The following is a 13735-nucleotide window of genomic DNA, read 5'->3' on the forward strand; positions in this document are numbered from 1 at the left end:
ACACCAACGGCGACGGCGTCGCCGACTTCATGATCCGCGTCGATGGGCTGCACACGCTGGGGACGGACGACTTCCTGTTGTAAGGGTCACACCCTTCCCCCCAACAGTCGCAACCCTTTGCGATGGTCGCGCTTTTACCACCCTGAACACAGGAGTCGGTGATGGAAGACGCACGCATCTGGGAGATGGAAGAAAAGCTCTGGCGCGGGGGCGAGGACGTCTACCAGCGGCTGGTCGATGATGAAGCCGTCATGGCCTTGCCGGCCGAACCGTTCCTCTTCTCGCGCCAGCAGGCGATCGATGCAGTCAAGGACACGCCGCGCTGGGACGAAGTGCGGTTTTCCGAGCAGACCGTTTCCCGGCCGGAGGAAGGCCTGATCGTCATTGGCTACCAGGTCGAGGCCCGTCGCGGCGAAGAGGAGTATCGCTGCTTTGCCAGTTCCACCCTGCGTCGGCGTGGGCATGACGACTGGACCGTGGTCCAGCATAGCCAGGTGGTCCCGCCCCGAATGGCGGTCAGCGGCAGCTAGATCCCGCCCGGCACCATCGGGTAACCGGCACTCTCCAGGCTGGCAGCCAGAAGATTGGCAACCGATTGCGCCTGCTCCGCGTCCTCGGAGCGGACCACGAAGTTAGCCCCGACTCGCCCCTCCTTGAAGAAGGGGTACGAGCCGATTGCCACGCCGTCGTTCATCCGCTCGGTTTCCCGCAGCAGCTCGGCAACCTCGCTTTCCGGCACCATTCCACCAATCGTCACAGAGACCAGCGGCCGGCCGCCCTCCAGCTCGCCCGTTAATCCGTCCAGCATCCCGGCCGTGATGTGCGGCACGCCGGCAAGCAGGAACAGGTTCTCGATCTTGATCCCAGGTGCGCCGGACACCCGGTTGATGATCAGCTCCGCACCATCAGGTACCCGCGCCATGCGTAGACGCCCCTCGTTCAGGCCGCCGCGGGTCTCGTAGTAACGCTCCAGCATCCCCCGGGCTTCCGGATGGATGATCACCGGACGGCCCAGCGCCTTCGCGACGGCGTCGACCGTGATGTCGTCATGCGTCGGCCCGATGCCGCCGGTGGTGAACAGGTAATCGTTCTGTGTCCTCAGTGCGTTCACCGCCTCGACGATCCGCTCCTCGACATCGGGCACCACCCGGACCTCGCTCAGCCGGATGCCCTGCACGTTCAGCCAGGTCGCGATCTGGGCGATGTTCCGGTCCTGCGTCCGCCCGGACAGAATCTCATCGCCGATGACGACAAGGGCGGCGGTCCAGATGCGATGATCGGTCACGTTCACTCCAATTGGCCTGACGGGTCCTCATCCCTATATGAGGTGCATGACTCAATACATCACCGTGGCCCCTCACGAGACGCTCGAAGCCAAGAACGGCGTCATCAAGCTCCACGGCCCAGAAGGGTTCGAAGGCATGCGTCGCGCTGGTCGGCTGGCGGCCGAGATCCTCGACATGCTCGTCCCGCATGTGGTGCCCGGCGTTTCGACGGCCGAGCTCGATCGGCTCGTATTCGAGCACATGAGGCGGGCGGGCGCAGTGCCGGCGACGCTTGGCTATCGCGGATACACCCATAGTTGCTGCATTTCGCTCAATCATGTCGTTTGCCACGGCATTCCGTCCGAAAAGACGCTCAAGGACGGCGACATTGTGAACATCGACGTGACTCCAGTCCTCGACGGATGGCATGGCGACACCAGCCGCATGTACCTGGTCGGGGACGTCTCGGTGAAGGCGCGGCGACTGGTCGATGTCACCTACGAGTGCCTGATGATCGGCCTAGAACAGGCAAAACCCGGCAACCGGCTCGGAGACATCAGCGCCGCCATCCAGCGCCATGCCGAGAAGCACCGCTACTCCGTCGTGCGCGATTTCTGCGGCCACGGGCTCGGACGTCTATTCCACGACAGTCCGGAGGTGGTGCACGCCGGTCGCCCCGGCACCGGACCCGAGCTCCGGCCGGGTATGTTCTTTACGGTTGAACCGATGATCAACATTGGACGGGCCGACTGCAAGCTCCTCGACGACGGCTGGACCGCAGTTACCCGGGACCGCTCCCTGTCCGCCCAATTCGAGCACTCGATTGGGATCACGCAGACCGGCTGCGAGATCTTCACCCAAAGCCCGGCAGGGCTGGACAAGCCGCCCTACTAGGCGGCCCAGCCCCTCACCAGGTCCCGGGCGCTCTCGACATCCTCCGGGAAGTCGACCTCGCCCCATTGCTCGCCGGAGATGTCGAGCGTCCAGATCTCACTCTGTTGAGCGAGATGGTGGATCACGCGAAGGTACCAGATGGTGGTGCCCTCGGCCGTCCGCATGGCCTGCTCGATGGCGTCGCGGAAGCGCTCAGCCCCGCCCGCCCGGAAGGCGAGCAGCCCGATTGACTCCGCGTTCACCCCCTCGTCGAGGCGCTTACCGATCGCGCGCAACTGCCCGCGATCCTCCACCACCTTCATGTCGTCGGAGTCGTACGCATCCTTGCGGTCGATGGTGACGCAGATACCCGGTTGATCATTGCCGACCACCTTGGCCATCAGCTCCCGCGAGACCATCGTGTCGCCGTTCCATACCAGCACATCGCCGACCAGATGCTCGCGAGCCATGTAGAGGGAGCCGGTGTTGTCGGCCACCTTGTAGAAGGGGTTGAACACCGTGCGCACGCGGGGACCGCCGGCGCGCCGCGCGAGAGCCTCCTCGATCTTGTCGTCGCGAAAGCCTGTCACCACCACGGCATCCTCAACCCCATTGGCCGCGAGCGTGTCGAGCTGCCGGTCCAGCAGGGTTCGACCTCCAAAATCGATGAGGCACTTGGGGCTATCCGCCGTGAGGTGCCCAAGGCGGCTTCCCTGACCGGCCGAAAGGATAATCGCTTTTTTCATGGGCCCGCCGCCTGACTGGGAATTGCGGCAATCCGGTGACGCGCACTACAGTGAGGCATTGGTCCGAGGGCAAGTGAATGAAAAAGGTCGAAGCCATCATCAAGCCGTTCAAGCTGGACGACGTGAAGGATGCGCTGCACGAGGTCGGGGTATCCGGCATGACCGTCACCGAGGTGAAGGGGTTTGGCCGACAGAAAGGCCACACGGAGCTTTATCGGGGGGCCGAGTACGTCATCGACTTCCTCCCCAAGGTGAAGATTGACGTGGTCGTCGAGGACAGCCTCGTGGACAATGTGGTCGAGGCGATCGCCAGCGCGGCCCGGACCGGCCGGATTGGCGACGGCAAGATCTTCGTCTCGCACATCGAGAACGCCATTCGCATTCGTACTGGGGATCGAGGTCCGGACGCGATTTGAACAGCGGATGCCCCAGGATCCTCGCCTCGCTTCCATGTCCCCCGACGAACTGCGCTCCGCCATGCGGGCGCTCGGTTACCGAACGCAGAACGATCTCGCGGGCGCCATCGGGGTCAGTCGTTCGGCGGTCAGCCTCTGGCTGGAAGGCAAGGTCGGAGTTCCTCGTCCTGTCGCCATGCTCTTGAGGATGCTTATCGCAGCGCAGCGGAGACCTTTCTGAGCGGTGGCGCTTGGGTGTGAGATGTTCACCGCGCTCTCGACCGGACGAGCCGTGACTGGAATCGGTACGACACGCCTTTTCGGCGGATTCGCCAACCAACAAGGACCCTCATCATGCCGACCAGCGCCAGCGACGTGCTTTCTCGTATCAAGGATGAAGAGATCCAGTGGATCGATCTTCGCTTCACGGATCCGAAGGGCAAGTGGCAGCACCTGACCATGGCCGCGGGTGCCGTTGACGAGGACATGCTGGAGGACGGCTTCATGTTCGACGGCTCGTCCATCGCAGGCTGGAAGGCGATCAACGAGTCGGACATGATCCTGAAGCCGGACCTGGACGCGGTCTATGTCGACCCGTTCAGCGCCACCCCGATGATGATCCTCGTTTGCAACGTCGTCGAACCCGCCTCCGGCGAGCTCTACGCCCGGGATCCTCGCTCCACCGCCACCCGCGCGGAAGCCTATCTGAAGGCCAGCGGCATCGGCGACACTGTCTATGTCGGCCCCGAAGCCGAGTTCTTCATGTTCGACGACGTTCGCTTCGAGGATGGCTATAACGTCAGCTCGTTCAAGATCGACGATATCGAGCTGCCGACAAACACAGCCCGTGAGTATGAAGGCGGCAACCAGGCGCACCGCCCGCGTGCCAAAGGTGGTTACTTCCCCGTCGCTCCGGTCGACAGCGCTGTCGACATCCGCGCGGAGATGGTCTCGACCATGCTCGAGATGGGCCTGCCCTGCGACAAGCACCACCACGAGGTCGCAGCTGCCCAACATGAGCTCGGTCTCACCTACGGCAGCCTGGTCGAGACCGCCGACCGCATGCAGGTCTACAAGTACGTCGTGCACATGGTTGCCCATGCCTATGGCAAGACCGCGACCTTCATGCCCAAGCCGATCGCCAAGGATAATGGCTCGGGCATGCACACCCACTTCTCGCTGTGGAGCGGCGGCAAGCCCCTGTTCGCGGGCAACGGCTACGCGGGCCTTAGCGACCTCGCGCTCTACTTCATCGGCGGGGTCATCAAGCATGCGCGCGCGCTGAACGCCTTCACCAATCCGACGACCAACAGCTACAAGCGGCTGGTCCCCGGCTTCGAAGCGCCGGTGCTGCTGGCCTATTCCAGCCGCAACCGCTCCGCCTCATGCCGCATCCCTTACGGCACGGGCGAGAAGTCCAAGCGGGTCGAGTTCCGTTTCCCGGACGCCATGGCCAACCCCTACCTCGCTTACGCGGCCATCCTGATGGCCGGTCTCGACGGCATTCAGAACCGCATTCACCCGGGTGAGGCGATGGACAAGAACCTCTACGACCTTCCGCCAGCGGAACTGGTCAACGTTCCGACGGTCTGCGGCTCGCTTCGGGAAGCGCTCACGTCCCTCGCGGCGGATCGCGCCTTCCTGACCAAGGGCGACGTGTTCAGCGAGGACCAGATCGACGCCTACATCGAGCTCAAGTGGGAAGAGGTGATGCGTTGGGAAACGACGCCGAGCCCGGTCGAGTTCGACATGTACTACTCGATGTAAGCGCGTACCTCATGCCGGGAGGGGCAACGTCCCTTCCCGGCTCCTCCCTAGGTTAGCGCTTTTGTAACTCCACGAGCCGTAGGTTCCCGCGCGAGTTGGCGTGAGGTCCAGGCGATGAACGAGTTTCGGGAACGGCTCCTATCGGGCAAGCCGCTGCGCGGCCCGCTCCTGCGGCAGAAAGGCGGAAAGCCGGCGCCGGCAGAACCCACGTCGACGCAGGCGGGCTCGGAGGATAGCCCGCGGCTGGGTGCCGTCCTCATCCCGCGTGAGGCCTCCCGTTCATCCAACCACCGGGTCGATAGCCGGCACCACCTGTCCGAGGCCGAACGTGCCGTGGCAACCTGGGACGGCCGCGACTTCCAAGTACAAATCGTCAATCTCTCCGGCGGTGGGGCGATGCTTGAGGCTCCATTCGAGCCGAAACTCTGGGATCGGGTGGATTTGTCGCTGGCCGGATGCGGCACACTCGAGTGCGCCGTACGTTGGATCAAAGGTAATCGGCTCGGACTGGAATTTGCCCACGAAACGCAGATTGATGCCGATCCTGAAGTAGGCGCTGCACTGCTGCGTGAGGTCCTGAAGCGGAGCTTCCCGGAAGTTTCGTACGAAGCCTCCGTCTCCACGCCTCCCGTAGAGAACAGTTCGGCTGAACCGGTCGCAGCTCCGGTGGACCGCGGCGGCAAGCGTCACCCGCTGATCTGGACCGGGCTCGTCCACTACAATCACGAGAGCACCCACGTCCGCCTGCGCAACATCTCGGAGGTGGGCGCGCTCGTGGAGACCAGCGCATCGCTTCCAGTCGGCGCGGAACTGCTGCTTGACCTCGGCGAGCCTGGCTCGGTTTTCAGCACAGTCGCCTGGGGGCACGGCGATCAGTGCGGACTGCGCTTCCACGAGCCGTTCAACCTCAGTCTCCTTGCCCGCGCCAAGCCCGAACTCACCTCGCAGCGCTGGGCGAAACCCGACTACCTGCGTGACGACAGCACCGAGACCTCACCCTGGGCTTCCCGCTGGAATCGTCTGACCCTTGGCGAACTGAAGCAGACACTCGGCCGATAAGCCTGCTTGTTCAGGCGGCTGAGCCTGCCGACCGGACGCGCGCAGCCTGGTGCGAGGCGTAGAGCATGTAGACCAGCAGACCGATGACGTTCCAAACCAGGAAGTAGGTCTGCGTCTTCACCGGCAAACTCCAGAACAGGTAAAGGCAACCGGCGATGCCAAGCGGGCCGACAACCCAGGCCAGCGGTGTGCGGAACCTCCGCTCCCGTCCCGGCTCCCGCCGGCGCATCACCAGCATGGCGGCGCACACAGCCACAAACGCGGCGAGCGTGCCCGCATTCGCCAGAGCGGCGATCTCATCCAGTGGGAAGATGCCCGCAATGATTGCAACCACGACGGCCGTGAAGATCGTGATCCGGACCGGCGACCCGCGGCTGGACACCCTCGCCAGGGACTGGGGCAGCATGCCGTCCCGCGCCATGGTGAAGAAGATGCGGCTTTGTCCGTAGAAGAAGGCCAGGATCACCGTCGGCAAGGCGACCACCGCTGACACGGCGAGGAACCATGCCGCGCCTCCTTGCCCAATCTCGCGCAGAATCAGCGCGAGCGGCTCAGGGCTGTTCGCGAAGCGCGTGAACGACAAGGCGCCGATGGCCGCAGCTGCCACGGCCATGTAGATGAGGACGCACAGCACCATGGATCCGACGATCCCTATCGCAAGGTCCCTCCCGGGATTCTTGGCCTCCTCGGCTGCCGTGGCGATGGCGTCGAAACCATAGAACGCGAAGAAGATGATGGCAGCCGCGGCCATGACGCCCACTTCGCTGCCGGAGGGCCCTGAGCGCGGGAAGCCGTAAGGCATGAACGGCTCTAAGTTCGCCCCTTTGAAGTACGGCAATGCTACGATCACGAACAGCGCCAAGGCAGAGAGCTTCACCAGCACGAGGAAAGCATTCAGGTTGGCGCTCTCCCGCGTTCCCGCGATCAGGAGACCCGCGACGACGGCGATGATGAAGATCGCCGGCAGATTGACGATCCCGCCGGCGTGCGGACCGTTGGCAAGCTCATGCGGCATTCCGAGGAGTGGGGCGAGATAGCCTGACCAGCCGACCGCCACGGCGCTGACGACCAGGCTGTACTCCAGGATCAACGACCAGCCGATAATCCAGGCGATCAGCTCCCCGAAGACGACGTAGGAATAGGTGTAGGCGCTGCCCGAAGCCGGGATCATTGTTGCAACTTCGGCATAGGCCAAAGCGGCACAGGCGCAGATCAGGCCGGCGATGGCAAAGCTCAGGATAACGGCAGGTCCGGCCTTGCCTGCGCCAACGCCGATCAACGTCAGGATGCCCGTGCCAACAATGGCCCCCACGCCGAGCGCGATCAGATGCGGCCACGACAGGGACTGCGGCAGGCGGTGGTGCTCGGGCATCTCCTCGCGCGAGATCACCTGCTTGCGCACGTTCCAGTTCTTCATGCTTGCCCCCTAATAGTCCCGGCTCACCCGCACGTTGGCACTGGTTCGCCCGATGGTCGAGATGCTCGACAGGATCGAGAGCCAGCGGGTCACCTGATACTCGGCGCGCGTAGCGGAGTAACCCTGCGCGTCGGTGATCACTTCCACGTACAGGCGACGGCCTAGATACTTGCCCGCGCTGATCGCCGTCTTCTGCCCGGTCGCGATATCGGCCGGCAGGATGCGCAAGCGGTCGAGGCCCGCCGCCCGCCGCACGGCGTTGATCGGGTCGAGCCCCCCCGATCCGCTCTGGAGGGCGGCCACCGCGGACGCGAGCTGGATGGCTTCGGGGGCGGATAGGTTGGTAATCGATGTCCCGAACAGCAGCCGCGACAAGAGCTCGTCCTGCGGCAATGCTGGAACGGACGCGAAGTTGATCTCGGGCTTGAGCCCGGTTCCGCCCACGCGCACGCTGGCGTCCAATCCCTGCACCTGGGCTTCCGCACTGATGTCCAGCATTGGATCGGGCGGGCTCTCGCCGCGAAACCGGATGACGCCGCGTTCCAGCCGGAACGTTCGTCCCGCGAATTCGTAGTCGCCGCGGATGAGGTTGGCCGAACCGGTCAGCCGGGGAGCATCGGCGGTCCCTCCGACCTGGACATCCGTTGTCCAGCGGCTGTCTATCCCCAGTCCACGAACCATCAGGTCGCCGCCCGCAACCGTTAAGTCGAGCTGCCACGGGCGTAACTCCGCCGTGTCGATGACCTCTTCATCGGCAAGGCCCCGCTCCCGTACCTGCAGGCGCGGGACGGCTGCTGCGGCGCTCGCTCGGCCGAGCGTGAACCGCCCACGATTAAGGCGCAACTGGCCCGAGACCGTCCCGCCGATCCCGCTCGACCGGATGACGAGCGGACCGGTGACATCCGCAGCGATATCGTCGCGGGCAAGCAACCGGGCCTGCGCCGCGGAGAAGCGGAGGTCCAGCGCCGGCCGACCTCCCGCGAAGTCGATGCTCCCGTTGCCCGTGATGGTCCCACCACCAGGAGTCCGCCCTGCGATGCTGCTAAGGACCAGCCGGGATCCCGCGAACCGGCCGGCCGACGCGAGATCAGTCACCACGGTTCCTGTGATGGCGCTCTCCAGCCGAGCTCCCGTGGTCCGCAGGGAGCCGCGGATCTGCGGGTCTACCAGGCGCCCGCCCAGGTCGGCACCAATTGCGACCGGTCCGCTCAGATCGAACGCCTCGACGCCCGATAGACGCCACAGCGTATCGGCAGGCCCCGCGTAGCGCAGCTGGGCGAACATGGGTGCGTTCATCAGCTCGTCGACGACCATGCCCCCACCAAGCGGTGAAAAGCGGGCCTGCGCCCTGCCAATGGTGCGCCCGTCGCTGACGGCTACTGCCCTCGCGGCCGCTCGCCCGCCCTGCAGCACTGCGGAGAGGCCTACATCAATCGGCCTGGAGGCGAGGACGAGACCGCCGCGGGTGAGGCCGCGAACCGTCAGCTTCGCCTGGCCGCTGCGATTACCTCGACCCCAGGCATAGCTCACACGCCCCGTGGCAAGGCCGCCCAGGTCTAGGTTTGCTCCCGCCAAGTCGAGAACCGAAAGTGGCATCGCTCGAAGGTCTGCCGATAGCTCCGGGCTCGAGCCGGTCCGTCCCGCGACCGTTGCGCTTCCTCCGGCGAAGCGCACGGCGGTGGGCGACAGCCGCCACCCATCGTCCTCGGGCTTGAGCACGGCCGCACTGGCGAGCGTCAAGGGCCGACCCTCAATCGAACCCTGCCCCCGCAGCACGAGTTGCTCTGGGGCGACGTCGGCCAGCATGCTGAACTCGAAATCGCTGCCACGGCGACCCGCGACCGCCGCCCGGACCTGCCCCTGCCCGTTCACCAGCTTCGCATTCGCCGTGAGCCGTGCAAGCGTCACCCCGCCGGCCTGCAGTCCGCGGGCGCTCACCACACCGTCCACGCTGGTCGCCCCCTCCGCCAGGACGATCGTTCCGTCGAGCCGACCGGCCCGGGTCGCGAAGCCCGGGGGTCCCGCAACGCGAAGGTTGTCCGCAGCAAGATGTGCCTCGATCCGTTGATCCCGTCCTTGCGGCGCGAAGAGCAGCTCCCCCGTCAGCCCTCCCCCAAGGACCGCCAGGCGCCCGGTGAACCCACCCGGGTCGGCCCGCAGGTTGCCGCTGGCCTGAATACCCGAAACGTCCAGCGCGGCGACCGCCACCGTTGCCCTCGCACCCTTGGGAAGAAGGATCGCGCCGCTGCTCGTGAACGCACCAAGCCGCGAGCCGCCCGCCGCGCGAAAGTTGTAACCTGCGGCGGTGGGCGAGAGTGAGACTCGAACGTCGCTTAGACCCAGGGTCCGGTTCGGGGACGGGAGCAGCAATTCGAACTTGGGCCGCTCGATGGGGCCGTCCAGCACCAAGCGCACCGCGCCATAGTCCGCCTGCCGGCCGGTCGCCTCGATATGGAAGGTCTTGTCGCGGCGCCGGTATCCGCTCCCGGTCAGGCGGAGCTTGGGCGACGTCAGTTGCAGTCCCTCGAACCGCAGGATGCCGTCCGGCAGTCGCTCCAGCCGCGTCTCGATCCGCGGCAATCCGCCGGTCAGGTTGGCGAAGAACGCATTGTCCAGCCGCCGCACCTGCGCCCGCCCAGTCCCGACGACCCGGCTCCCACGACCGCCCGGGCCGGGCTCCACGCGCAGATCGCTGGTCACGTCGACGATGCCAATGCCGGGAATGAGGTATCGCGTCAGCCCTCCCCGGACGAGAATGTCGAACCGTCCGCTGCGCAAGTCCACCAGGAGCGACACGCTGGCCTTGAGCTTGTCGCTGGTCAGTTGCAGGTCGCGCCCTTGCAGCCGCTCCGGGGTGAGGGAAAGCACGCCCTCGAGCCGGGCATTGCGCAGGATCGCGCCGGCCTCATCTCCCAATCCTACGATCCCGCGCGCCGTGAGGCGCAGCGGAACCCGCATCGGCCAGGGCGCCAATTGGCCGCGCCCTTCCGCCCGCACGTCCACGAAGCCGACATCGTCGAAGAACACCTGCGGCGAGGTCAGGCGATAGGCATAGCTAGCCGTGTCGAACGGCCCATTTAGTGTCCAAACCAGGCGGACGTTGCGACCTCGCATGTCGGGAAAGAGTGCAGCAGGACGCAGCAGGTCCACACCCAGGCTCACATCGCGGTAGCGCGCGTCGGCAAGGTCGATTGCCCCACTCCCAATCGCGCGCAGGGATGGAGACGCGAGCGTCAAGCGACCATCAAGCACCCGATCCGCGAGGGTCGCCGCACCTCGAACCGTGACGCGAGGAGAGGTCAGGCGCTGCAGCCTGCCCTTCAGCAAAGGTGCCGGCGTCAGGATGCCCCCGAGCTCATAGCGGCCGGAGTCCGCCGCCAGGCGGAGGCGCCCCGCTTCCCGACCCGCAATGTCCAGCTCGGCAGCGCCGCGCCAGCGGCTCCAGCTGCCATCTCCGCCAACACGGAGGCCGATCGGCCTTCTCAGACCCATCAATGCCGGCACCAGTCCGTTCGCCGGCGCGGCGAAACTCACGGAGAGGTCGAAGCGGTCGCGCCCTGGATCCGCGTCCAACTGAAGCGCGAGCCGATCGCCATTACCATTCAGTGCGGCCCGAAGGCCCACCATGGCGCGGCCTGCGCGGATCGTTGCGCTGCCCTCCAATTTGCCCACCCGCGGTGTTCCCGTCACCGCTCGCGCCAAGTCCAGTCGGGCGATGCGCAGGCGACCCACATTGATGTCGAAGTCGGGCAAGATCGGACCCCGCCGAGCGTTGGGCCTGAGTTCAGGCAGGCGGTGGAGCGTCACCCGCCGGGCTTCGAGCCGGTCGACGTGCAGACTATTGTAAAGCCAGGCCCCCGGGGCCCAGTCGAGCAGGATCTCGGGCGAGGTCAGAAACACCCCGCGGGGGTCGCTCACCTCGACGTTGCGGAGGCGGGCCACGCCGAAGACCGAGCCATCGATCCGACCGATCCTGATCCGCAGACCCGATGCGGTTTCAATCCGGCTGATGCGATCCACAATCCAGCGGTGTCCGGGCGCGGTATCAAGGAACGCCAGCCCAATTGCAGCGAGCAACGCGAGAACGGCGACCAGCGCCAGCACCTCATGAGCGAGCTGGCTAGCCCAGTGTCGGCGGCGGCGCGGCGAAGGGGCAGCCTCCGCCGTCGGCTGTTCGGCAAGTGCCGCGTCCGTCATTAGAAGGCCTGTCCAAGGGAAACGGTGACGGCAATCCGGCTATCACCGTCCTGACGGTTGAGCGGCGTGCCGACGTCGATCCGGATCGGGCCGAAGCTGGAATAATAGCGCGCGCCGAGGCCCACACCGAACTGCCAGTCCTTCAAGCTTGGGAGCGCACCGGTGGACAGGGTTCCTCCATCCAGGAATGGGACCACGCCAAAGGTGCCGAAGCGGACGCGCGTCTCGAGGCTGAACTCGGCGAGGCTACGCCCCCCGATCGGGTCTCCGTTGACGTCGCGCGGACCCAGCCGCTGGTAGCCATAGCCCCGGACCGATCCTCCCCCGCCCGAATAGAATCGCCGGGAGGGGGCGATGCGGTCGCGCTCTGCCCCCAGGATGCTTCCCAGCCGAACGCGTCCAGCTCCGACCACGTTACTCCCGAGCGAACGGTATGCGCTCGCATCCACCTGCGTCGCGACATAGCCAAACGCGCTACCCTGCATGCTCAGCTCAGGGCTGACCCGACCACCAAGACGAAAGCCCTGCGTCGGGTCGAGCAGGTCGTCCGTTCCGTCGTAGGTGAGACTGCCCGGGATCGCGCCGATGAAGAAGGTTCGCCGCCGCTCCTCGCCCGTCGCTGCGATCGTGTCGCGCTCATCGGAGGCGATCAGCTCAGCGCCGATGCTCCAGGTCCAGCTCTTCTGCCAAATGAAGTTGGACTGACGCTCGATGCTTCCCAGCAGGCGCAGCGTTCGTGCTTCGTAGGCCTTGCGGTCGACGTGGCCCGCGCTCGCCTGCAGGTTGAGGGCCTGGTCCCGCGCACGGAAGTTGTTCCGGCGGAGGGATACGGCCGCAAGCTGTTCCTGGGTACCGACCACACCCCGTACCGTCAGCGCCCCTTCGGGATTGAAGAAGTTCCGGTGCTGCCAGCTTGCCTCCGCCCTCGCGCCTTCTCCGGTACCATAGCCAAGCTCCCCCGCGATCGTTCGCATGGGCGCCGGTTCCAGGTGCACCTGGAGGTTCACGGCCCTTCCGTCGGCAGCGGGCGTGACGCGCACCTCCGCGCTGGCGACAAGACCCGTGGCGATCAGGGCACGCCGGAGGTCGTCGACACGGCTCTGGCGAAAGCGCTCGCCTGGCTTAAAGCGCGCGATCCGCTGCACGTGCGCCGCGCTGAACGGGGGTTTGCCGGTCACGGTAATCTGGCCGAACTGCTGAACGGGCCCGGGGGAGACCGGAAGCACCAGCCGAGCCGTACGGGCTTCGTCATCGATCTCGATATCCTGTTCGCCGATCTCGGCAAGCGCATAGCCGCTCCGCCCAAGCGCCACCTTCAGCGCAACTCCGGCGGCGATCACGTCTTCCGCGATGACCGGCTCACCCGGCTGGACGGCGAAGCTCTGCCGCAAGGCCGTCGCATCTTCCCCGGCCTGCTCGATACCGGGAAGGCGCACGTCGCTGAAGCGATAAAGCGAGCCGGGCCGTGCAGCCAGACGGACTTCGATCCCGTCCTGGCTCTGCCCGATGGATGGCGTGACCACCGCATCATAATAGCCCCTGGCACGCAGGAGCTCCCCCAACAGTTCGGCGTCGGCGCGGGCCCGACGATCGAGCTGGGCGGCGTTCGCCGTCCGTTGCCGGTCGGCCTGCAGGGTTGAGCCTGCATCGAAGCGTTCCCGGATGCGCGGGTCGTCTAGGTTTTCCAGCCCTGTGACCACCACCGAGTAACGGCGTTCCGCTCCAAGATCGTCCGCAGGAGCCCTGGAGGGTTGCCCCTCCGCTTCGGAGTTGATCTGCTGCGCCGGCGCTTCATCCAGATCTGGCCAATCGACGCCGAGATCCGGCATCGCGTCCAGTGGCGCAGTCGGATCGATCTCCGCGCTAGGCGGTTCGGGCGGGCCGATTTCCTGTGCGGATGCGTCGGGGGCAAGCAGTCCCACGGCGGCGACCGCAAGCACCAGCGCGTGCGGACCGCGCCCTCCCACTCCCCGACAAACCATCCTCTTCTGCTTAGACCGCCCGCAGCAGGGCTGC

At 65.9% G+C, this 13735-nt stretch carries 11 protein-coding genes; 6 read left to right on the forward strand and 5 right to left on the reverse strand.

The window, feature by feature from the left end; translation table 11 throughout:
- Positions 1–161 precede the first annotated feature (161 nt).
- Positions 162–530: a DUF4440 domain-containing protein gene (locus JT720_RS06245; RefSeq protein WP_205480232.1), complete on the forward strand. Its 369-nt coding sequence runs from the start codon at positions 162–164 to the stop codon at positions 528–530.
- Here JT720_RS06245 and JT720_RS06250 read toward each other — a convergent pair.
- Positions 527–1285 carry a molybdopterin-binding protein gene (locus tag JT720_RS06250; RefSeq protein WP_205480234.1) on the reverse strand — a complete coding sequence of 253 codons (759 nt, stop codon included), beginning with the start codon at positions 1283–1285 and terminating at the stop codon, positions 527–529. The genes JT720_RS06245 and JT720_RS06250 overlap by 4 nt on opposite strands.
- 46 nt (positions 1286–1331) lie before the next feature.
- On the opposite strand from JT720_RS06250, the gene map reads away from it, so the two are divergent.
- Positions 1332–2159 carry a type I methionyl aminopeptidase gene (gene map, locus JT720_RS06255; RefSeq protein WP_205480236.1) on the forward strand — a complete coding sequence of 276 codons (828 nt, stop codon included), beginning with the start codon at positions 1332–1334 and terminating at the stop codon, positions 2157–2159.
- On the opposite strand, the gene JT720_RS06260 is transcribed toward map, so the two are convergent.
- Positions 2156–2884: a phosphocholine cytidylyltransferase family protein gene (locus JT720_RS06260; RefSeq protein ID WP_205480238.1), complete on the reverse strand. Its 729-nt coding sequence runs from the start codon at positions 2882–2884 to the stop codon at positions 2156–2158. The two genes, map and JT720_RS06260, sit on opposite strands and share 4 nt — an antisense overlap.
- A 77-nt stretch (positions 2885–2961) precedes the next feature.
- Here JT720_RS06260 and JT720_RS06265 point away from each other — a divergent pair, with 77 nt between their 5' ends.
- The 4 genes from JT720_RS06265 to JT720_RS06280 all read left to right on the forward strand — a co-directional run bounded on the left by JT720_RS06265 (position 2962) and on the right by JT720_RS06280 (position 6105).
- Positions 2962–3300: a P-II family nitrogen regulator gene (locus JT720_RS06265; protein ID WP_205480239.1), complete on the forward strand. Its 339-nt coding sequence runs from the start codon at positions 2962–2964 to the stop codon at positions 3298–3300.
- A gap of 34 nt (positions 3301–3334) precedes the next feature.
- The gene (locus tag JT720_RS06270) at positions 3335–3520 is read left to right on the forward strand and encodes a helix-turn-helix domain-containing protein (RefSeq protein ID WP_237219852.1); all 186 of its coding nucleotides are present in this window, start codon (positions 3335–3337) and stop codon (positions 3518–3520) included.
- Between the two features lie 113 nt (positions 3521–3633).
- Positions 3634–5046: a type I glutamate--ammonia ligase gene (glnA, locus tag JT720_RS06275; RefSeq protein ID WP_205480241.1), complete on the forward strand. Its 1413-nt coding sequence runs from the start codon at positions 3634–3636 to the stop codon at positions 5044–5046.
- A 114-nt stretch (positions 5047–5160) separates the two neighbouring features.
- On the forward strand, positions 5161–6105 hold the full coding sequence (locus tag JT720_RS06280; RefSeq protein ID WP_205480242.1) for a PilZ domain-containing protein: 945 nt from the start codon (positions 5161–5163) through the stop codon (positions 6103–6105).
- Positions 6106–6115: 10 nt separating this feature from the next.
- Here the strand turns inward: JT720_RS06280 and JT720_RS06285 are convergent, their stop codons facing one another.
- From JT720_RS06285 to JT720_RS06295, 3 genes are read right to left on the reverse strand one after another with little or no spacing between them, the layout of a single operon-like run.
- Positions 6116–7522: an amino acid permease gene (locus tag JT720_RS06285; protein WP_205480243.1), complete on the reverse strand. Its 1407-nt coding sequence runs from the start codon at positions 7520–7522 to the stop codon at positions 6116–6118.
- Between the two features lie 9 nt (positions 7523–7531).
- Positions 7532–11719 (reverse strand): translocation/assembly module TamB domain-containing protein, encoded by a 4188-nt coding sequence (locus JT720_RS06290; protein ID WP_205480244.1) that lies wholly within the window; start codon positions 11717–11719, stop codon positions 7532–7534.
- Complete coding sequence (locus tag JT720_RS06295) at positions 11719–13701, reverse strand: autotransporter assembly complex protein TamA (protein WP_205480246.1); 1983 nt, start codon at positions 13699–13701, stop codon at positions 11719–11721. The genes JT720_RS06290 and JT720_RS06295 overlap by 1 nt, the downstream gene beginning before the upstream one ends.
- Between the last annotated feature and the right edge of the window lie 34 nt (positions 13702–13735).

It is taken from the genome of Sphingomonas arenae (genome assembly GCF_016924655.1).
Lineage (GTDB): Bacteria > Pseudomonadota > Alphaproteobacteria > Sphingomonadales > Sphingomonadaceae > Sphingomicrobium > Sphingomicrobium arenae.

Coding starts and splice junctions, on each gene's coding strand:
- JT720_RS06245 (WP_205480232.1), top strand. CDS start 162: ATGGAAGACGCACGCATCTGGGAGATGGAAGAAAAGCTCTGGCGCGGG.
- map (WP_205480236.1), top strand. CDS start 1,332: ATGACTCAATACATCACCGTGGCCCCTCACGAGACGCTCGAAGCCAAG.
- JT720_RS06260 (WP_205480238.1), bottom strand. CDS start 2,884: ATGAAAAAAGCGATTATCCTTTCGGCCGGTCAGGGAAGCCGCCTTGGG.
- JT720_RS06265 (WP_205480239.1), top strand. CDS start 2,962: ATGAAAAAGGTCGAAGCCATCATCAAGCCGTTCAAGCTGGACGACGTG.
- JT720_RS06270 (WP_237219852.1), top strand. CDS start 3,335: ATGTCCCCCGACGAACTGCGCTCCGCCATGCGGGCGCTCGGTTACCGA.
- glnA (WP_205480241.1), top strand. CDS start 3,634: ATGCCGACCAGCGCCAGCGACGTGCTTTCTCGTATCAAGGATGAAGAG.
- JT720_RS06280 (WP_205480242.1), top strand. CDS start 5,161: ATGAACGAGTTTCGGGAACGGCTCCTATCGGGCAAGCCGCTGCGCGGC.
- JT720_RS06285 (WP_205480243.1), bottom strand. CDS start 7,522: ATGAAGAACTGGAACGTGCGCAAGCAGGTGATCTCGCGCGAGGAGATG.
- JT720_RS06290 (WP_205480244.1), bottom strand. CDS start 11,719: ATGACGGACGCGGCACTTGCCGAACAGCCGACGGCGGAGGCTGCCCCT.
- JT720_RS06295 (WP_205480246.1), bottom strand. CDS start 13,701: ATGGTTTGTCGGGGAGTGGGAGGGCGCGGTCCGCACGCGCTGGTGCTT.